The following is an 18,971-nucleotide window of genomic DNA, read 5'->3' as shown; positions in this document are numbered from 1 at the left end:
CGGGCATAGTCGCGCTAACCACCGGAAAACTGAGCGACTTCAACACATAATCAGAGCTTCCTAACGAGTAAGATTTGCTTGATGAGCAAGATTGATCCCACCGCACGGGTCGCGGACGGCGCCGTGATCGGCGAGGGCACCGAGATCGGACCCTATTGCATCATCGGCCCGAATGTCGTGATCGGCGCGAACTGCAAGCTGATCGGGCATGTGCATGTCACCGCGCAGACCACGATCGGCGACGATTGCACCATCTACCCGTTCGCCTCCCTCGGCACGCCGCCGCAGTCGCTCAGTTATCGTGGCGAGCTGACACAGCTCAAGATCGGCTCGAGCTGCACCATCCGCGAATCCGTGACCATGAATGCCGGCACCGTCGCCGGCGGTGGAGTCACCACGGTTGGCGACCGCGGCTATTTCATGAACTGCAGCCATGTCGGCCACGATTGCCATGTCGGCAATGACGCAATCTTCGCGACGTCGGCAACGCTCGGCGGTCATTGCGAGCTTGGCGACTTCGTCTTCATCGGCGGACTGTCCGCCGTGCATCAGTTTACCCGCATCGGGCCGCAGGTCATGGTCGGCGGCGTATGCGGCGTGCGCGACGACATCATCCCGTTTGGCCTCGCCAACGGCCAATATGCAGTGCTCGAGGGCCTCAACCTGATCGGCATGAAGCGGCGCAAGTTCACCAAGCAGAGGCTCGCGACCGTGCGCGGGTTCTACCAAAAACTCTTTCACGGCTCCGGCACCTTCGCCGAGCGGTTAGAGGCGTCCAGGCCGCTCGCGGGCGAGGATCCGGCGATCGCCGAGATCCTCGACTTCATCGGTAAGGGCAAGCGCCCGCTCTGTCTTCCCGCCATAGCGAAGTGATGTTGGGATGGCCGCGGGCATGACATCGGCGGCGTCGGAAATTGCATCGCCGGTCGGCATCGTCGCCGGCGGCGGCGCGATGCCGTTCGCGGTCGCCGACTCGCTCGCCGCCCGCGGCATCACGCCGGTGCTGTTTCCCCTTCGCGGCGCCTGCGATCCGGCGCGGCTGGAGAAATTCCGCCATCGCTGGATCTCGGTCGGCCAGCTCGGCCGCGCCATGCGGCTGTTTCGCGAGGAAGGCTGCCGCGACCTCATCTTCATCGGCACGCTGGTGCGGCCTTCGCTCTCCGAGATCAGGTTCGACGTCAAGACGCTGCGCCTGCTCGGCAACGTCATCCGCGCCTTTCGCGGCGGCGACGATCATCTCTTGTCCGGCGTCGGCCGCATCCTCGAGCAGGACGGCTTTCGCATGGTCGGCATCAAGGACGTCGCGCCTGATCTTTTGATGCCCGAGGGCTGCATCAGCCGCGCCTGGCCCAGCGACACTGGCAAGACCGACATCGCGCGCGGCCGTGCGGTGCTGACCGCGCTCGGTCCGTTCGACATCGGCCAGGCTGCGGTGGTGATCGACGGCCATGTGGTGGCGGTCGAGGACATCGAGGGCACCGACGCGCTGCTCGCCCGCGTTGCGCGGCTGCGCGAGGAGGGGCGCATCCGCGCCGCAATGGGCCGCGGCGTGCTGGTGAAGGCGCCCAAGAGCGGCCAGGATCTGCGCTTCGACCTGCCGACGATCGGGCCGCGCACTCTTGAAGGTGTTGCCGCCGCGGGCTTGGCCGGCATCGCCGTCATCGCCGGCAACACCATCGCCGCCGAGCCGCAGGCGATGATCGCCTTCGCCGACGCGAAATATCTCTTCGTCATCGGCCTGCCGGCGTGATGCAGTCGCGCGATCCCAAGCGCAAGATCTTCCTGATCGCCACCGAGGAATCCGGCGACCGGCTCGGCAGTGCCTTGATGAAGGTGCTGCGCCAGCGCCTCGGCGACGGCGTGCAGTTCGTTGGCGTCGGCGGCCGCACCATGGCGCGCGAGGGGCTGGAATCCCTGTTTCCGATCGAGGAGCTGTCGATCGTCGGCTTCGCCGCGGTGGTGCAGCAATTGCCGAAGATCCTGCGGCTGATCCGCGAGACGGCCGACGCCGTGACCGAGGCCGCGCCGGACGCGCTCGTCATCATCGACAGCCCCGATTTCACCCATCGCGTCGCGCGCCGCGTGCGCGCGAAGAACCCCGCGATTCCGGTCATCGATTACGTTTCGCCGCAGCTCTGGGCGTGGCGGCCGGGGCGCGCGCGGACCATGCTCGGCTATGTCGACCACGTTTTAGGTCTCCTGCCGTTCGAGCCGGAGGAATACCGCAAGCTCGGCGGACCGCCATGCAGCTATGTCGGTCATCCCCTCATCGAGCAATTGCCGTCGTTGCGGCCAAACGCAGAGGAGCAGGCCCGCCGCAACAGTGAGCCGCCGGTACTGCTGGTGCTGCCCGGCAGCCGCCGCAGCGAGGTCAGGCATCATCTCGAGGTGTTTGGGGCAACGCTCGGCCGGTTGCAGGCCGAGGGGCGTGCGTTCGAGCTGATACTACCGACGATGCCGCATCTCGAAGCCACCATCCGCGAGGGCATCGCGAACTGGCCGGTCAAGCCAAGGATCGTGACCGGCGAGAACGAGAAGCGTGCCGCGTTTCGCATCGCGCGTGCGGCACTGGCCAAATCCGGCACGGTGACGCTGGAGCTCGCATTGTCGGGCATTCCGATGGTAACGGCCTATCGCGTCGGCGCCATTGAGGCCTTCATCCTGCGCCGCGCGATCCGCGTCTCCTCCGTGATCCTCGCCAATCTCGTGATCGGCAAGGACGTGATTCCGGAGTTTTTGCAGGAGGAGTGCACGCCGGAGAAGCTGGCGCCGGCGCTCGCCGAGGTGCTGACAGATTCGCCGCTGCGCCGGGAGCAGGTCGAGGCGTTCGCCAGGCTCGACACCATCATGTCGACCGGCAACAAATCGCCGAGCGTACTCGCCGCCGACATCGTGCTGGCCACGATGCGCAAGGGGCGGCGATAAGAGACGGTCTCGTAGACGGTTTCGTAGGGTGGGCAAAGCGAAGCGTGCCCACCACATCTAGCTCGGTCGCGGAAAGATGGTGGGCACGCTGTCGCTTTGCCCACCCTACAAGACTACGCAAGCCCGCCGTCGACCCGAAAACACTGGCTGGTGATGCGCTGGCTTTCGTCCGAGGCCAGAAACAGCGCCATGTTGGCGATGTCCTCGGGCGTCACCGCATCGGGAACGGCCTGACGCGAGCGCATTTCGGTGATGACCTGCTCGTCCGGATACCACAGCCGGCGCTGGCGCTCGGTGATCACCATGCCCGGTGCAATCGCGTTGACGCGAATGCGGTCGGGGCCGACCAGCCGGGCCAGCGAGTTGGTGAAGCCGACGATCGCCGCTTTCGCCGCGGCATAGGTCGGCAACGCCGGTGGGCCGCGCATCCACGCGATCGACGACATGTTGATGATAGAGCCGCCGCCGCGCGCCTGCATCTGCGGCACCACCGCCTGCGCTGCAAAGAGAACGTGCTTGAGATTGACGCCGATCATCCAGTCGAACTCGGTGGGCGTCACCTCGGAGAGAACCTGGCGTTGATCGTTGGCGGCGTTGTTGACGAGGACCGCGGCGTCACCGAGCGATCGCCGGACCTCTGCCATGGCGGCGCGCAAGGCGTCGATGTCCAGGAGATCGCAGGGCACGAACAGCGGTGCGGTGCCGGACGCCGCCGCGACCTCGGCGACCAGCGCCCCGCCTGCAACCTGGTCGATGTCGAGGAAGGCGACGCGCGCCCGTTGGGCGGCGAAGGCGCGCACGAAGGCGGCGCCGATGCCGCTGGCACCACCGGTGATCAGCACCACGCGGTCCGCGAGGCCGGCATAGCTCGTCTTGGTCATGCGATCAGTCGCTCCGTCTCGGGGTCGAACAGGCAAATGCGGCGGGTGTCGAGTGCGAAGGGGGCGGAGGTGCCGGGCGTGGGGCGGACGTCCGGCGAGATACGCGCCTGCGCCGGTTCACCGCCGAGCCGGAGCAAGACGATGGTCTCGGCACCGGTGGGCTCGACCATCTCGACCGGCGCGGTGATTACAACCGGCCCGCTGACGGCGCCGGAGAACGCGCGGTCTCCCTCGGCAATGCACTCCGGCCTGATCCCGAACACCACCTCGCGGCCGAGATAGGGGGCCGCCGCATCGTAGCCCTGCAGCTGCAAGCGCACCTCGTCCGATCGTCCTGCGCCGATCACGACCATCGGCCCGCCGCCATCTGCCTCGAGCCGCGCCGGCATTGTGTTCATCGGCGGCGAGCCCATGAAGCGCGCCACGAACAGATTGGCCGGGTAGCGATAAACCGTATCGGGATCGGCAAACTGCTGCACCACGCCGCGATGCATCACGGCGATCCGCGTTGCCATGGTCATTGCCTCGATCTGGTCGTGGGTGACATAGACGATGGTTGCGCCGATGCGCTGGTGCAGGCGCTTGATCTCCATCCGCATCTCCACGCGCAGCTTGGCGTCGAGGTTGGAGAGCGGCTCGTCGAACAGGAAGAGTAGGGGATCGCGCACCAGCGCGCGTCCCATCGCCACGCGCTGGCGTTGGCCGCCGGACAATTGCGAGGGTTTTCGGCCGAGCAGCGGCTCGATCTGCAGCAGTTTTGCGACATTCGCAACCGCCTTCTCCTGCTCGGCCTTGGCTACACCTCGGCATTCCATGCCGAAGGTGATGTTCTGGCGTACCGTCATCGACGGATAGAGCGCGTAGGACTGGAACACCATGGCGATGTCGCGGTCTTTGGGCGGGATGTCGTTCACCACGCGCCCGCCGATTTCGACTGTCCCCGCGCTCGGACGATCGAGCCCGGCAACGATGTTGAGCAGCGTGGACTTGCCGCAGCCGGATGGGCCGACCAGCACCGTGAACTCGCCGCTTTCGATGTCGAGATCGACGCCCTTCAGCACCTCCAGATTGGCGTAGCGCTTCGACAGGGTGCGGATGCTCAGTGCTGCCATGACGGCCTCATCATTTCACGGCCCCGGCGGTAAGGCCTCGCACGAAGTACCTGCCGCCAAGGACATAGATCAACAAAGTGGGGAGCGCTGCGATGATTACCGCGGCGCTCTGCACGCCATGCTGCGGGATGTCTGCCACTGCGGCAGATAGCGCGATGAGCGCGGCCGTGACGGGCTGCTGTTGGCCGCTTGTGAACGTCACGCCGTAGAGGAACTCGTTCCAGATATGTGTGAACTGCCAGATCACGGTGACGATCAGGATAGGAGGCGACAGCGGCAGGATGATGCGCCAGAAGATGCGAAAGAACCCGGCGCCGTCGATCCGCGCGGCCCTGATCAACTCGTGGGGAATGGCGACATAGTAGTTGCGGCAGAACAGCGTGGTGAAGGACAGCCCCTGGATCGTGTGAATCAACACGAGGCCCGCCAGCGTGTTGATGAGGCCGATGTCCCGCAGCACGATGGTCCAGGGCAGCAAGCGCATCTGCTGGGGAAGGAAGAGGCCAAGGGTGACGATGGCATAGATCCAGGTATCGCCGCGAAAACGCCAGAGCGACACGGCGTAACCGGCGACCGCACCGAGCAAGGTCGAAAAGACCATCGCGGGAATCGTGACGAGCGCGGAGTTCAGCATGTACGGCCGGATGCCGGCGCAGGTCTCGGCGACGCAGAAGCCGCTCCAGGCTGCGGCGTAGTTGCCCCAGGCCCATTGTTTCGGCCAGCCGATCATCGAGGCCTGCGCGATCTCCTCGTTGGTACGGAGCGAGTTCAGCACGACGACAGCCAATGGCGCGAGCCATGCTGCCGCGATCAGCAACACGATGAGGTAGATCAAAACCCGGCTTGGTGCGAAGGTTCGCTCACGCATGGCTCGCCCGCCGCCGCTGGAGATATCGCCACGCTGCATAGGGCAGCAGGACTGCGAGAAGAATGAGCAACATGAGGACTGCCGCTGCCGCCCCGCGGCCGAGCAGGCTGCGCTGGAACATCAGGTCGTAGACGACGAGGGCCGGCAGCTGGGTCGCTATACCCGGTCCACCGTTGGTAAGCGCGCGGACGAGATCGAACGTCGAAATCGCGAACTGCAACTGGATCACGACGACGGTGATGGTGATCGGCCAAAGCGACGGCAGAATGATGCGCCGATACATCCGGATCGGTCCCGCGCCGTCGATCTGCGCGGCCTTGATGATGTCGGCGTCGACGGAGCGAAGGCCGGCAAGGAACAGCGCCATGGCGAAGCCAGAGGATTGCCAGATCGCGGCGATGACGATGGTCCAGATGGCCATGTCGCGGTCGATCAGCCAGTCGAACTTGAAGGAGGTCCAGCCGAGGTCGTGGACGAGCTTCTGGATTCCAAGGCCAGGATTGAGCAGCCAGCTCCAGACCGTGCCGGTGACCACGAAGGACACCGCGAGGGGATAGAGGAAGACGGATCGCAGCACGTTTTCGCCGCGAATGCGCTGATCGAGCAGGATCGCAAGGATGAGGCCGGTCGCGGCGCTCAGCAGCACGAAAGCGCTGCCGAACAGCAGCAGATTGTCGAAGGCGATCTGCCAGTTCCGCGATGCCGCGACCGCCGTGTAGTTGCGCAACCCCACCCAGCCCGTAACAGGGACCAGGGTGGATGGCGTGAACGAGATCCAGATCGTCCACAGCGAGAACGAGACGAGGTGCGCGGCTGACAGCAGCAGCGGCACCCAGATCATCAGACATTCGGGCAGCCGGCGCACCCATTCAGGAAGCGCCGGCCGATCCGGTTTCATCGCGGCGGCATTGGTCAACGCGCGCCCTCGACAGCCTCGGCAAGACGGGCGACCGCCTGCTCCGGCTTGATCGTCTTGTTCTTCACATATTCGGTGATCACGTCGATCATCGCCGCGGTCATACCGTTTTCCTGGGCCATATTGTGCGCAAGGCTCAGGACTGCCTGATTGCTGGCGATGGCCTCCTTCAGAGCTGCGCCGGTCCGGCGTTGACCATCCGACCAGCCTTCACCGGACAGATCGACATCGGTGCGCACGGGGATCGATCCCGTAATCTGCGAATACATCGTCTGGATCGCCGGATCCATGACGAGCTGGGCCATCAGCGTCTGGCCGGCTTGCAGGTCGGGCTCCTTGCGCTGCCAGAAGATGAAGGCATCGGCATTCAACAGGAACACCGGCTTGCTGTTGTCGCTCGGTCCCGGGGCGATGATGAAGTCCTCGAACTTGAAACCGGCGTTGCGCAATACGCCTTGCGCCCAGCCGCCCATGATCATCATGCCCATGTCGCCGTCGATGAAGCGCTTCAAATTGGTCGAAAAGTGCTGGGCGCCGACGTTGGGGTCCATCCAGTCGGCGATCTTGCGCACTTGCGCGAACGCAGCCTTGACCTCGGGACCCTCGAGGGCCTTCTTCTCGAGATTCATGATGGCGGCGCGGTAAGCGAGAGGACTGATGCCCGCCAAGGCGGCCTCGAACTTTTGCCCGTCGTCCGGGCGGGTCCCGCCGTTGGCGATCGGATAGGCGACACCGCCCGCTTTCATCTTTTCGGCGAGGTCGTTGAAGTCAGCCCAGGTGACGGGGATCTTGTCGGCCTTGGCCTTGTCCATCGCGCGTTTCGAGAGAAACAGCATGTTGGTGCTGTAGATCTGCAACGGCAGTGCAATCCATTTGCCGCCCGGCTTGTGCAATTTCGCAAGGTCCGGAGCGACGACCTTTTCGTAACCGGCGGCAGCGACAAGGGCGTCGAGATCGACGGTCGGCGCAATCTTCGACCAGGCCGCAATCTCGGGGCCCTTGAGTTGCGAACAGGCCGGCGGATCGCCGGCCATGATCTGCGCCCGTAGCTTGTTCATCATCTCGGTGGTGAATCCGGGCACTGGCGAATGCTGCCAAACGCCGCCTTTCTCCTCGAACTTCTTGCCGAGCGCCGTGATGGCCGCGCCATCGCTGCCAGCGGACCATTGCGAGATCACGGTCAGGCGCGGCTTGGCTGCGCTTTGCGCGCGGACAAGGGCCGGCAGAGCGAGCGTAGCAACGGATCCAGCGAGCAGACGACGCCTTGTTGTTGTGATCGGCATGGCAGTTCCTCCCGGTGTGAAATCTCAGCGCGTGTGGGCCGTGCATGCTCAGCGCATATCAGGCCGCCTCCGTCGATGCCGCGGGCATGCCGCCGCGGCTGGCGAGACGGAAGGCGGCGAAGGCAAGCGCTGCCTGCGGATCGTTGCCGGTCGACGGCGGCACGAAGGCGAGGGACACCTGCGCCAGCTTGCGGCCGCCCAGCAGGCACGCGTCAATTCCTTCGACCACGGCGTTGCGATCCTCGTCAGCGAGAAGCGACGGCCAGCCGCTGATCGCGACCCCACCGCACGGCTTCACGTTCAGCGTGTTGCCGATCGCAAGGCCAAGTCGGAACAAGCGCCGGCGCAGCTCCTGGCGCACGCGCGAGGCGAGCGGGATCGTGTTCACCCATTCGCTGCCGAGCTGGAGCAATTCGGCTTCGGCAATGCCGAGAAGCTCCGCCAGCGCAGGAAGCGACGTGTACGCCTCGACGCAGCCATAGTGGCCGCAGCGGCAACGTGGCCCGTCGGGGCCGAACACCATGTGGCCGAGTTCGACCGGCTGGAGGGCATCGGCCTCAGTTGGATCATCCATCCAGGCGCCGGCAACGCCCTGGCTGACAAAGACGAACAGATGGGTGTCGCTGAACGGATAGTTTTCCGTGCGGCAACGGTGAAAGGTGGCGTGCGCAACGACCGAATTGGTGAATTCGAGCGGCACGTCGGCGAACATCTCGCCGAACATGTCGCTGATACGCGCGACGTCGCAGGGGATGATCGGATTGGCCGATCTGCTGAGACGGCCGAGGCCGGGAATGGAGACGCCGATCTGGGCGAGGGTGATCCGGCGGCGCCGTGTCCAGTCGCGCAACAATGTCATCGCTTCGCGAAACGCCCGGCCGACGCTCTCGACGGTCGGCGTCTTCGGCAGCGGCACACGCTCGGTGTAGTGCAGTTCGCCCGACAGGCCGCCGACGCCGACGCTGAGCCGCTGAGCCGTCAGCTCGAAGGCTGCGAGGGCGACCGAGCCATCGAGCAACACGAGGCCGGTCGGGCCGCCGACGTAAGGGGCAGGGCGCCGCACTTCCTCGATCAGGCCTTCGGCCTTCAGATCAAACAGGATGCGCGATAGGCTCGCCTCGGACAGGCGCACGGCCTTGGCCAGAGGCGGACGAAACGAGCCGCCCGACTGTAGCAGATGAGTCAAAATGGCAGCGCGCGTCTGCCGCCGACTTCTCGGCTGCTCCGGCATTTCCATCCCTGTCGTCATTCTTACTTAGGGTAAGAATGCGCGCGGAAGGTTTCGACTGTCAAGGCGCTTTGCCGCCTGGGCATGGACTCGTTGTTGTGCGCGGCAGCACGAACGGGAGTCGTCCGATCGGTTCCGTAGGGTGGGCAAAGCGAAGCGTGCCCTGACTTCGTACCTGTCGCGGACAGGTGGTGGGCACGCTGCGCTTTGCCCACCCTACAAGCGCATGCCCGAACAAAAACGGCGCCATCTTGCGATGGCGCCGTTTCGAAAGCCCTGAGGCAGATCTTACTTGCGATCCTTGATCGCGACGTAGTCGCGGCGGGTGACGCCGGTGTAGAGTTGGCGCGGACGGCCGATCTTCTGCTGCGGGTCCTCGATCATCTCGCTCCACTGGCTGATCCAGCCGACGGTGCGGGCGACCGCGAACAGCACGGTGAACATCGAGACCGGGAAGCCCATCGCCTTCAGCGTGATGCCCGAATAGAAGTCGACGTTCGGGTAGAGCTTGCGGTCGATGAAGTACTGGTCGCTGAGCGCGATCTTCTCGAGCTCGAGCGCCACCTTCAGCATCGGATCGTCGCCATGGCCGGTCTCCTTGAGCACGGCGTGACACATCTTCTGCATGATCTTGGCGCGCGGATCGTAGTTCTTGTAGACGCGATGACCGAAGCCCATCAGGCGGACTTCGGAGTTCTTGTCCTTCACCTTGGCGATGAACTCGGGGATCTTGTCCACGGAGCCGATCTCGGCGAGCATCGCGAGCGCGGCTTCGTTGGCGCCGCCATGCGCCGGGCCCCAGAGGCAGGCGATGCCGGCGGCGATGCAGGCGAACGGGTTGGCGCCGGAGGAGCCGGCGATGCGCACCGTTGAGGTCGAGGCGTTCTGCTCGTGGTCGGCGTGCAGGATGAAGATCTTGTCCAGCGCGTCAGCCAGCACCGGGTTGATCTTGTAGTCCTCGCACGGCACGGCGAAGCACATGTTGAGGAAGTTCTCGGAGAACGAGAGCGAGTTCTTCGGATACACGAAGGGCTGGCCGACCGTGTACTTGTAGGCCATCGCCGCCAGCGTCGGGATCTTCGCGATCATGCGCATGGAAGCGATCATGCGCTGCTTCGGATCGTTGATGTCGGTGCTGTCGTGATAGAACGCGGCGAGCGCGCCGACCGAGGCGACCATAACGGCCATCGGATGGGCGTCGCGGCGGAAGCCCTGGAAGAAGCGGGCCATCTGCTCGTGCACCATCGTGTGACGGGTCACACGGTCGTCGAAATCCTTCTTCTGCGCGGCGGTCGGCAGGTTCCCGTAGAGCAGGAGATAGCAGGTCTCGAGGAAGTCACCGTTCTCGGCGAGCTGCTCGATCGGGTAGCCGCGGTATTCCAGCACGCCGGCGTCGCCGTCGATATAGGTGATCTTGGACTGGCAGCTCGCGGTGGAGGTGAAGCCGGGATCGTAGGTGAACAGGCCGGACTGGCCGTAGAGCTTGCCGATATCGACGACATCAGGCCCGACGCTGCCGCTATGGATCGGGAGATCGTAGTTCTTGTTTCCGACCGTCAGCGTAGCGGTCTTATTGCTCGGTTTTGCGTCCATCAGAGGTCCCCGATGTATGGTGAAACGGGCCGGAGCCGGAGGCCCCTTTCACGAGATGATGGGGCAGGCCGGATGTTCCAGAAGGTACGGGGCAGATGGGTATATTATTGCTGTGTGCGCTGCAAGATCGCCGCACGCATGGTCGACTTACGTCGTAGCCTGATCTTTAAGCCGGGCGAGGCTTTCCTGGCGTCCCAGGACGTCCAAAACCTCAAATATACCAGGCGACGTCGTCCGTCCGGTCAGTGCCGCCCGCAAGGGCTGGGCGACCGCGCCGAGCTTGAGACTATTTTCCTCGGCAAAAGTGCGCAGCGCGGCTTCGGTGGCGGCGCCGCTCCAGGTCTCGACTTTCTCCAGCGCGGAATGAAGCTGGCCGATCAGCTTGCGGTTCTCTTGTGTCAGCAGCGCTAGCGCCTTGGGATCGAGCTCCAGCGGCCGGTCGGCGAAGATGAAATAGGCGCTGTCGATCAGCTCGATCAGTGTCTTGGCGCGCTCCTTCAGGGCCGGCATGGCTTTGAGAAGCTGCGCGCGCGTGGTGTCGTTTAACTTGGCCTTAAGCTCGTCGCGGCTGGGCACGAGATGGTCGAGCACGTCCTCGAACATCTTCACGAGTGATTGATCGTCGGCGTGGCGGATGTAGTGGCCGTTGAGATTTTCCAGCTTGGCAAAATCGAAGCGGGCAGCGGCGCGGCCGACGCTGGCGAGGTCGAACGCCGTGATCATCTCCTCGGTCGAGAAAATCTCCTGGTCACCATGGCTCCAGCCCAGCCGGACGAGATAGTTGCGGACCGCTGCCGGCAAATATCCCATGGCGCGGTAGGCATCGACGCCAAGCGCGCCGTGCCGCTTGGACAGCTTTGAGCCGTCCGGGCCGTGGATCAGCGGGATGTGGGACATGCTCGGCAGGGTCCAGCCCATCGCATCGTAGATCTGCTTCTGGCGGGCCGCGTTGATCAGATGATCGTCGCCGCGGATCACATGGGTGACGCCCATGTCGTGGTCATCGACCACCACGGCGAGCATATAGGTCGGGTTGCCATCGCCGCGCAGCAGGACGAGGTCGTCGAGGTTCTCGTTCTGCCAGACCACGCGGCCCTGGACCTGGTCCTCGATCACGGTCTCGCCGGTCTGCGGCGCGCGCAGGCGGATGGTCGGCTTCACGTCCGAAGGAGCAGTGGCCGCGTCGCGGTCGCGCCACATGCCATCATAGAGCCGGGTGCGGCCCTCGGCACGCGCCTTCTCGCGCATCGCGGCGAGCTCCTCGGCGGTGGCGTAGCAGCGATAGGCCTTGCCGTCGGCGAGCAGCTGCTCGGCGACCTCGCGGTGGCGCGCGGCGCGGCTGAACTGGTAGATGACCTCGCCGTCCCAGCCGAGCTCCAGCCATTTCAGGCCGTCGAGGATGGCGCCGATCGCCGCCTCGGTGGAGCGCTCCCGGTCGGTGTCCTCGATCCGCAGCAGCATCTTGCCGCCGTGCTTCTTCGCATAGAGCCAGTTGAACAGCGCCGTGCGAGCGCCCCCGATATGGAGGAAGCCGGTCGGCGAGGGGGCAAAGCGGGTGACGACGGAATCGGTCATTCTTGGCAGGGCCTATGCATTGGAGGCGGTGGTGTATAGCAGGAACGGGACATAACTAAAGCCCGTCGGCGGACCTGCCATGCCTTGCTTAAGCTCTTGGCTCAGCCTTCCGAATTTGGCAGAAGGGCCGCTGATTTCCCGACAGGATTTTCGTAATGACAGAACCGGTGGCAGCTGAGGTTGGGCGCGATTTCATTCGTGACATCATCCAGGCCGACCTCGATCAAGGCAGGTACCTGGAGATCGTGACCCGGTTCCCGCCGGAGCCGAACGGTTACCTGCATATCGGCCACGCCAAGTCGATCGCACTGAATTTCGGCATCTCCCAGGAGTTTCCGGGCCGATGCCACTTGCGCTTCGACGACACCAATCCGGTCAAGGAAGAGCAGGAATATATCGATTCCATCCAGGCCGACGTGCGCTGGCTCGGCTTCGACTGGGGCAAGAATCTGTTCTTCGCCTCGGACTATTTCGCGCGCCTGTACGAATGGGCGGAGCAGCTGATCCGCGACGGGCTCGCTTATGTCGACGACCAGACCCAGGAGGAAATCCGCACCTCCCGCGGCACGCTGACCGAGCCGGGCAAGAACTCGCCGTTCCGCGACCGCAGTGTGGAGGAAAACCTCGACCTGTTCCGCCGCATGAAGGCCGGTGAATTCCCGAACGGTGCGCGCGTGCTGCGGGCCAAGATCGACATGGCGGCGGGCAACATCAATTTGCGCGATCCCGTGCTGTACCGCATCCTGCACGCGCACCATCCGCGCACTGGCACCGAATGGAGCATCTATCCGAGCTACGATTATGCGCACGGCCAGTCGGATGCGATCGAGGGCATCACGCACTCGATCTGCACGCTGGAGTTCGAGGACCACCGGCCGCTCTACGACTGGTTCATCGAGAAACTGCCGGTGCCCTCACAGCCGCACCAGTACGAGTTCGCGCGGCTGAACCTGACCTACACGCTGCTGTCCAAGCGCGTGCTGACCCAGCTCGTCCGCGACGGCCATGTCGCAGGCTGGGACGATCCGCGGATGCCGACCATGGCGGGCATGCGCCGCCGCGGCGTACCTCCGGCCGCCTTGCGCGAATTCGTCAAGCGCATCGGGGTTGCGAAAGCCAACAGCGTAGTCGACGTCGGCATGCTGGAGTTCTGTATCCGCGAGGAGCTGAACCGCACGTCGCAGCGGCGCATGGGCGTGCTGCGGCCGCTCAAGGTGGTGATCGAGAACTATCCGGAAGGCCAGACCGAGGAGCTCGAGGCGATCAACCACCCGGATGATCCCAGCGCGGGCACGCGGAAAATCACGTTCGGCCGCGAGCTCTATATCGAGCAGGACGACTTCATGGAGAACCCGCCGAAGAAGTTCTTCCGCCTGTCGCCGGGCAACGAGGTGCGGCTGCGCTACGCCTATTTCGTCAAGTGCACCGGCGTGATCAAGAACGATAAGGGCGAGGTGGTGGAGCTGCGCTGCACCTATGATCCCGCGACCAGGGGCGGCAACGCGCCCGACGGCCGCAAGGTCAAGGCGACCATGCACTGGCTGCCGGCGGCGACGTCCGTGCCTGCCGAGATCCGCATCTACAACCAGCTGTTCTCCAATCCGAGCCCGGACGCCTCAAATTTCGCGGCAGATCTCAATCCGAATTCGCTGGAGATCCTGACAGAGGCGCGGATCGAGGCATCAGTTGCGAAGAGCAATTCGACCGAGCCGATGCAGTTCGAGCGGCAAGGCTATTTCGTGCGCGACAAGGACTCGACACCCGGCAAGCCGGTGTTCTCGCGCACCATCGGCCTGCGCGACACGTTCGCGAAAGAAGTCGCAAAAGGTTGAGGCGCCCATGACCAGAGAAGCCGACGCTATCGTTTCCACCATCATCGCGAAATGGTGCGCCGGATTCGCGGCCCTCGATGCAGCCGCGCTGTCGTCGCTGTATTCGAAGAACGCGTTCTTCTTCGGCTCCAACCCAAAGCTCTATCGGGGCAGGGACGGCGTCGCCGACTATTTCAACGGCCTGCCGCGCTGGCGCAAGCCGAGCGCTGTGTTCTCCGACGTGAACGTGGCGCAGGCCGGCCCTGATCTGATCAACATGGGCGCGACCATCTCATTTGATCTTGCGGGCGAGCGGGACGATCTCGTCGTCAAGATGAGCTGGGTCATCGTCCGCGAGGACGGCGACTGGAAGATCGTCAATCACCACGCCTCGTCGCAGGCGCCGCTGATCTGAGCGCTATCGCACACACGGCATCGTCATTCCCGCGAGAGAACGGACGCGCTTCCTGCGCGTTGGGGTGGGTTCAACAAGGAACCCACCATGCAGAACATCGCAGAGCATATGGAAGTCATCGGCGCCGACGGCGTCCATGTCGGCACGGTCGATCGCGTCGAGGGCAACCGCATCAAGCTGACCAAGAAGGACAGCGGCGAGGGCAGCCACAAGGGCCATCATCACTTCATCGACAAGGGCCTGGTCGCCGACGTCGAGGGTAACAAGGTCCGCCTCTCGGCCAAGGCCTCGGTGGCCGTGACGATGGAGGAGGAAAAGTAGGGCGCCGCGAGCCCGTTCCTGATCCGTACCCTATTCGGCCATCTGCACGTTCCGGTAGCCTCTGCACCCATCGCGTAGCGTAGGGTGCAGGGGATGGCGGAGTCGGGCCGGCCGGTACGGTCCCAAGGTATCGCGGGGACCTGGCCCGTCGGGCGCGCTATACCTGCTGGCGGGCTTGTGCCGGCAGGCTTTGGCCTTTGGCCGGCGATCGTCGAGACATTGCGCGAGTGGGTGCGCGCCGAGGCCGGTCCCGGGCGGCTGTTGCCGTGGGTGCCTGTCGCTTTTGGCGGCGGCATCGCGCTCTATTTTGCCGCCGATCATGAGCCGGTGCTGTCGCTTGTTGCGACGACGGCAGCCGCACTCCTGCTCGGCGCGATCCTGTTGCGGCGGAGCCGGCTGTTCGCCCCGGCGATCATGATTGCGGCGGTTGCGGCCGGCTTTGCCGTGGCGACCTGGAAGACGGTGCGCATCGCCCACCCCGTGCTGGCCAAGCCGCTCTATTCGGTGGCGCTGTCGGGCTTCGTCGAGACGCGCGACATCCGCGAGCGCACCGATCGTTTCGTGCTGCGGGTCACCGCCATGGAGGCGCAGCGCAGCGACGTCAAGCTGGAACGCGTCCGCCTCTCCGTGCGCAAGGGCACTGCGCCCGAGGTCGGCAGCTTCGTGCAACTCAAGGCGCGGCTGATGCCGCCGCTCTCGCCGGTGCGCCCCGGCAGCTACGACTTTTCGCGCGATATGTTCTTTCAGAGCATCGGCGCCTCCGGCTTCGTCATGGGCGCGATCACGGCTTCAATGCCGCCCGATGCCGGCGGCCTGCGGCTGCGCTATGCCGCCTTCATGCAGGGCCTGCGCGATGCGATCGACGCCCGCATCCGCGCGACGCTCGAAGGCGACAACCGTGCGATCGCGACTGCGCTGATCACCGGCCGGCGCGATGCGATTTCCACGCCCGTGAACGATGCGATGTTCATCTCGGGGCTCGGACACGTTCTCTCGATCTCCGGCTATCACATGGCGGTGGTCGCGGGCGTCGTCTTCTTCGCGGTGCGCGCGCTGCTGGCTTTGATCCCGGGCCTGGCAGTCGGATTCCCCATCAAGAAATGGTCGGCCGCCGCCGCGCTGGTGGCGGCCGCGTTCTATCTGTTGCTGTCGGGTGCGGAGGTCGCGACGCAACGTTCGTTCTTCATGACCGCGGTGGTGCTGATCGCGGTGATGGTCGATCGCCGCGCCATCACCTTTCGCACGCTGGCCGTGGCGGCGATGATCGTGCTCGCGGTCGCGCCGGAAGCACTGGTGCATCCGAGCTTTCAGATGTCGTTTGCGGCAACGCTTGGGCTGGTGGCCCTGGTGCAGATCGGCATGCCGAACTTGTTTGCCTCGCCCGATCATTCGGCGACAGCGCGCGTCGCGCTGTGGGGCGGCCGCGAGATCGCGATGCTGTTCCTGGCTTCGCTGATCGCGGGGCTGGCGACCACGCCCTATGCCGCCTTCCACTTCCACCGCGTCACGCCCTACGGCGTGCTCGCCAATCTCGGCGCGATGCCGGTGGTCTCTGCGCTGGTAATGCCGGCAGGGCTGCTGGGATTGCTCGCCGCACCCTTCGGGCTCGATGGCGTGTTCTGGTGGCTGATGGGGATCGGCATCGACTGGATGGTCGCCGTCTCGCGCTGGGTGGCGGCCTTGCCGGGCGCGGTCGGCCGCATCCCGGCGTTCGGTATCGCACCGCTGATCGCCGCGAGCCTCGGCATCATCCTGATGGGCCTGTTGCGCACGCCACTGCGCTGGTGCGGTGCCATGGTGCTGCTGGCTTCCATTGCCTGGGGGCTGTCGGTGCGGCAGCCCGATATCCTGATTGCGGGGGACGGCGCGAGCGTTGCGGTGCGGGGCGGGGACGGGCGGTTGCACCTGATCAGGACGGGCAAGGATAGTTTCCTGCTAAGGGAGTGGCTGGCGGCCGACGCCGATCCGCGCGATGCCGGCAGTGGCGCACTGGCCGAGGGCGTCTCGTGCGACGAGTCCGGCTGCGTGACGCCGCTTGCCGACGGGCGGCTGGTCGCGCTGGCCTCGCGCATCGACGCGTTGGCGGACGATTGCAGCCGGGCCGCACTGGTGGTGACGTCACGGCCCGCACCGCCCGATTGCGCGGCGATGGTGGTGGATCGGCAGCGGCTCATTCGTCAGGGGGCACTGGCTCTGAAGCGGCATGGCGACGGTTTTTCGGTTCAGGCGGTGAGGGCGAGAGGCACGAACCGCCCGTGGTTACCGGCCGGTGCGGGCGAAGGTGATTTCGACGGCAGCCTTGCGCCGAAGGCAGCTCCTCGCAACCGCGACGCAACGCCATCGGAGACTGATCTGCAGGCCGACGATTGAGGAGAGATGCGGAAGGTGGTGTCGGTCCGATGCGATTCCGCGAGGACACAAACCACACCATCTCGCCGGCCTCGGCCGGCGATGGCATTTCAATCCTGGCCCCGACCTATGGTCAGTCGAGGCGGCGTCAGCCGATCGGCAGGCGCGTGACCGGCGGCCGACTGTCGGCGACGATCTGCGGCTTGTGCTCGCGCTCGCTGACGGGCTGGGTCACCGGCAGTTGCAGCACGGTTGCGCGCTGGCCTTCGACGAGCTGCGTCACCAGCACGTATTTGCCATCCGGGAATTCGATCGCGTCGTGATGGCGATCGGGAATATGCGGATCGATCTTGCCGAACTTGCCGACGCGAGAGTTGACGGTACGCGTCCAGATCCAGCGATTGTCGTAACGGACGTTGTCAGCGAAGGCGAGCTCCGTCCCCGGCAGCAGGCAGACGGCCACGGTCGGATCGGCCGCAGAAGCAAAACCACGCGTCGAGGTGCCGCGGAACGTTGTCGACACGATCGTCTCGCCGACTTCAGCGGGGCGCGATGCAACGGCATGCAGGCTGTAGTCACACATCGGGTGCTCCTCATTCGAAGATAGCAACCCGCGCCTCCCTCGGAGGCGCAAGCCTCTATCAGAGTGGAAGCACGCAAAGCTCTGCTTGGTTGTAGGCAAATCTGCGGCTGGCGTGCGGGATGCGATCAAATTATCTTTTCGAATCCGCTAGGAACAAAGCTCACATCAATGCATTCGGCCAAGACGAGCGTCAGCGGCCCCGCGGACGCCGATGCATCATGCATCATTGTCCGCTCGAGGCCTTCGAAGTGATGAGTGCTTGGTGGCGACACGTCGAGGCGTCGCGCTGGAAAGGGGCCGGACAATCTGCGCAAGACCAGAAGACCGCCCAGCAGGAGCGGATCAGATCCGCTCCAATCGGAATCACTGGTATCGAATGACCGCCGAGGGGTCTCAATACTTCCGGTAAAGCCCGATCAGCTTGCCCTGAATCTTCACGCGGTTCGGCGGCAGGATGCGCACCTCATAAGCGGCATTAGCGGGCTCGAGTGCAATCGAGGCGCCGCGGCGGCGGAAGCGCTTGAGCGTGGCCTCCTCGTCGTCGATCAATGCCACCACGATGTCACCGGTATCGGCACTCTCGTTGCGCTGGATCAGCGCCATGTCGCCGTCGAGGATACCGGCCTCGACCATGGAATCGCCGCGCACTTCGAGGGCGTAGTGCTCGCCGGAGCCGAGCATGTCCGGCGGCACGCTGATGGTATGGCTGCGGGTCTGCAACGCCTCGATCGGCGTGCCGGCCGCGATGCGGCCCATCACGGGCACTGCAACGGGCCGCTCGCCCTCGTCCACGGACGGGCTGGAGCTTGCGCGGACCTTGCCGAGATTGCCCTCGATGACGCTCGGCGTGAAGCCGCGTCGATTGCCGGCAGCAGCCTGAAGCTCCGGCAGCTTGATCACTTCGATGGCCCGGGCGCGGTTGGGCAGGCGGCGAATGAAACCGCGCTCCTCGAGCGCGGTGATCAGGCGATGGATGCCTGACTTCGAGCGCAGGTCGAGCGCATCCTTCATCTCGTCGAAGGACGGCGGCACGCCGCTTTCCTTCAAACGCTCGCTGATGAACCGCAGAAGCTCGTATTGTTTGCGCGTTAACATCTCGACCAAAGTCCCC

The 18,971-nt window shown here is 64.8% G+C and carries 17 protein-coding genes; 7 read left to right on the top strand and 10 right to left on the bottom strand.

Translation table 11 applies throughout. The features are described 5' to 3' along the window. Positions 1–81: 81 nt before the first annotated feature. From lpxA to lpxB, 3 genes are read left to right on the top strand one after another with little or no spacing between them, the layout of a single operon-like run. Complete coding sequence (lpxA, locus tag IVA81_RS21480; protein WP_247321628.1) at positions 82–873, top strand: acyl-ACP--UDP-N-acetylglucosamine O-acyltransferase; 792 nt, start codon at positions 82–84, stop codon at positions 871–873. A 19-nt stretch (positions 874–892) separates the two neighbouring features. After that, positions 893–1,750: a UDP-2,3-diacylglucosamine diphosphatase LpxI gene (gene lpxI, locus IVA81_RS21475; RefSeq protein ID WP_247321626.1), complete on the top strand. Its 858-nt coding sequence runs from the start codon at positions 893–895 to the stop codon at positions 1,748–1,750. After that, entirely contained in the window at positions 1,747–2,925 is a 1,179-nt protein-coding gene (gene lpxB / locus IVA81_RS21470; protein WP_247321624.1) for a lipid-A-disaccharide synthase, read from the top strand. The genes lpxI and lpxB overlap by 4 nt, the downstream gene beginning before the upstream one ends. A gap of 113 nt (positions 2,926–3,038) precedes the next feature. On the opposite strand, the gene IVA81_RS21465 is transcribed toward lpxB, so the two are convergent. From IVA81_RS21465 to gltX, 8 genes are all read right to left on the bottom strand, one after another. Then, positions 3,039–3,806: an SDR family oxidoreductase gene (locus tag IVA81_RS21465; RefSeq protein WP_247321622.1), complete on the bottom strand. Its 768-nt coding sequence runs from the start codon at positions 3,804–3,806 to the stop codon at positions 3,039–3,041. Further along, positions 3,803–4,918, bottom strand: a complete 1,116-nt coding sequence (ugpC, locus tag IVA81_RS21460; protein ID WP_247321620.1) for a sn-glycerol-3-phosphate ABC transporter ATP-binding protein UgpC — start codon at positions 4,916–4,918, stop codon at positions 3,803–3,805. Before ugpC ends, IVA81_RS21465 begins: the two co-directional genes overlap by 4 nt. A gap of 10 nt (positions 4,919–4,928) precedes the next feature. Continuing rightward, complete coding sequence (locus IVA81_RS21455; RefSeq protein ID WP_247321618.1) at positions 4,929–5,786, bottom strand: carbohydrate ABC transporter permease; 858 nt, start codon at positions 5,784–5,786, stop codon at positions 4,929–4,931. Then, positions 5,779–6,684 carry a sugar ABC transporter permease gene (locus IVA81_RS21450; RefSeq protein ID WP_247321849.1) on the bottom strand — a complete coding sequence of 302 codons (906 nt, stop codon included), beginning with the start codon at positions 6,682–6,684 and terminating at the stop codon, positions 5,779–5,781. The genes IVA81_RS21455 and IVA81_RS21450 overlap by 8 nt, the downstream gene beginning before the upstream one ends. Positions 6,685–6,698: 14 nt before the next feature. After that, entirely contained in the window at positions 6,699–7,985 is a 1,287-nt protein-coding gene (locus IVA81_RS21445) for an ABC transporter substrate-binding protein (RefSeq protein WP_247321616.1), read from the bottom strand. Positions 7,986–8,043: 58 nt separating this feature from the next. Beyond that, positions 8,044–9,222 (bottom strand): ROK family transcriptional regulator, encoded by a 1,179-nt coding sequence (locus tag IVA81_RS21440; protein ID WP_247321615.1) that lies wholly within the window; start codon positions 9,220–9,222, stop codon positions 8,044–8,046. Between the two features lie 279 nt (positions 9,223–9,501). Next, positions 9,502–10,806, bottom strand: coding sequence for a citrate synthase (gene gltA / locus IVA81_RS21435; RefSeq protein WP_247321613.1), 1,305 nt, complete (start codon positions 10,804–10,806; stop codon positions 9,502–9,504). Positions 10,807–10,953: 147 nt separating this feature from the next. Beyond that, positions 10,954–12,381: a glutamate--tRNA ligase gene (gene gltX, locus IVA81_RS21430; protein ID WP_247321611.1), complete on the bottom strand. Its 1,428-nt coding sequence runs from the start codon at positions 12,379–12,381 to the stop codon at positions 10,954–10,956. A gap of 155 nt (positions 12,382–12,536) precedes the next feature. Between gltX and IVA81_RS21425 the strand changes: the two genes are divergently transcribed. The 4 genes from IVA81_RS21425 (at position 12,537) to IVA81_RS21410 (ending at position 17,298) form a co-directional block, all read left to right on the top strand. After that, complete coding sequence (locus IVA81_RS21425) at positions 12,537–14,213, top strand: glutamine--tRNA ligase/YqeY domain fusion protein (RefSeq protein ID WP_247321602.1); 1,677 nt, start codon at positions 12,537–12,539, stop codon at positions 14,211–14,213. Between the two features lie 7 nt (positions 14,214–14,220). Further along, positions 14,221–14,607, top strand: coding sequence for a nuclear transport factor 2 family protein (locus tag IVA81_RS21420; RefSeq protein ID WP_247321600.1), 387 nt, complete (start codon positions 14,221–14,223; stop codon positions 14,605–14,607). An 87-nt stretch (positions 14,608–14,694) separates the two neighbouring features. Next, positions 14,695–14,928 (top strand): DUF2171 domain-containing protein, encoded by a 234-nt coding sequence (locus IVA81_RS21415; protein ID WP_024341296.1) that lies wholly within the window; start codon positions 14,695–14,697, stop codon positions 14,926–14,928. A 93-nt stretch (positions 14,929–15,021) separates the two neighbouring features. Further along, positions 15,022–17,298 (top strand): ComEC/Rec2 family competence protein, encoded by a 2,277-nt coding sequence (locus IVA81_RS21410; protein WP_247321598.1) that lies wholly within the window; start codon positions 15,022–15,024, stop codon positions 17,296–17,298. Positions 17,299–17,425: 127 nt separating this feature from the next. Here the strand turns inward: IVA81_RS21410 and IVA81_RS21405 are convergent, their stop codons facing one another. Further along, on the bottom strand, positions 17,426–17,860 hold the full coding sequence (locus IVA81_RS21405; protein WP_247321596.1) for a hypothetical protein: 435 nt from the start codon (positions 17,858–17,860) through the stop codon (positions 17,426–17,428). A 393-nt stretch (positions 17,861–18,253) separates the two neighbouring features. Then, positions 18,254–18,955 (bottom strand): transcriptional repressor LexA, encoded by a 702-nt coding sequence (lexA, locus tag IVA81_RS21400; RefSeq protein ID WP_247321594.1) that lies wholly within the window; start codon positions 18,953–18,955, stop codon positions 18,254–18,256. Positions 18,956–18,971: the final 16 nt, after the last annotated feature.

Origin of the sequence: Bradyrhizobium sp. 141 (assembly GCF_023074055.1) — a bacterium.
GTDB lineage: Bacteria > Pseudomonadota > Alphaproteobacteria > Rhizobiales > Xanthobacteraceae > Bradyrhizobium.
Note: the sequence above shows the minus strand (reverse complement) of the source record. Positions and strands in the feature narration are given on the sequence as shown.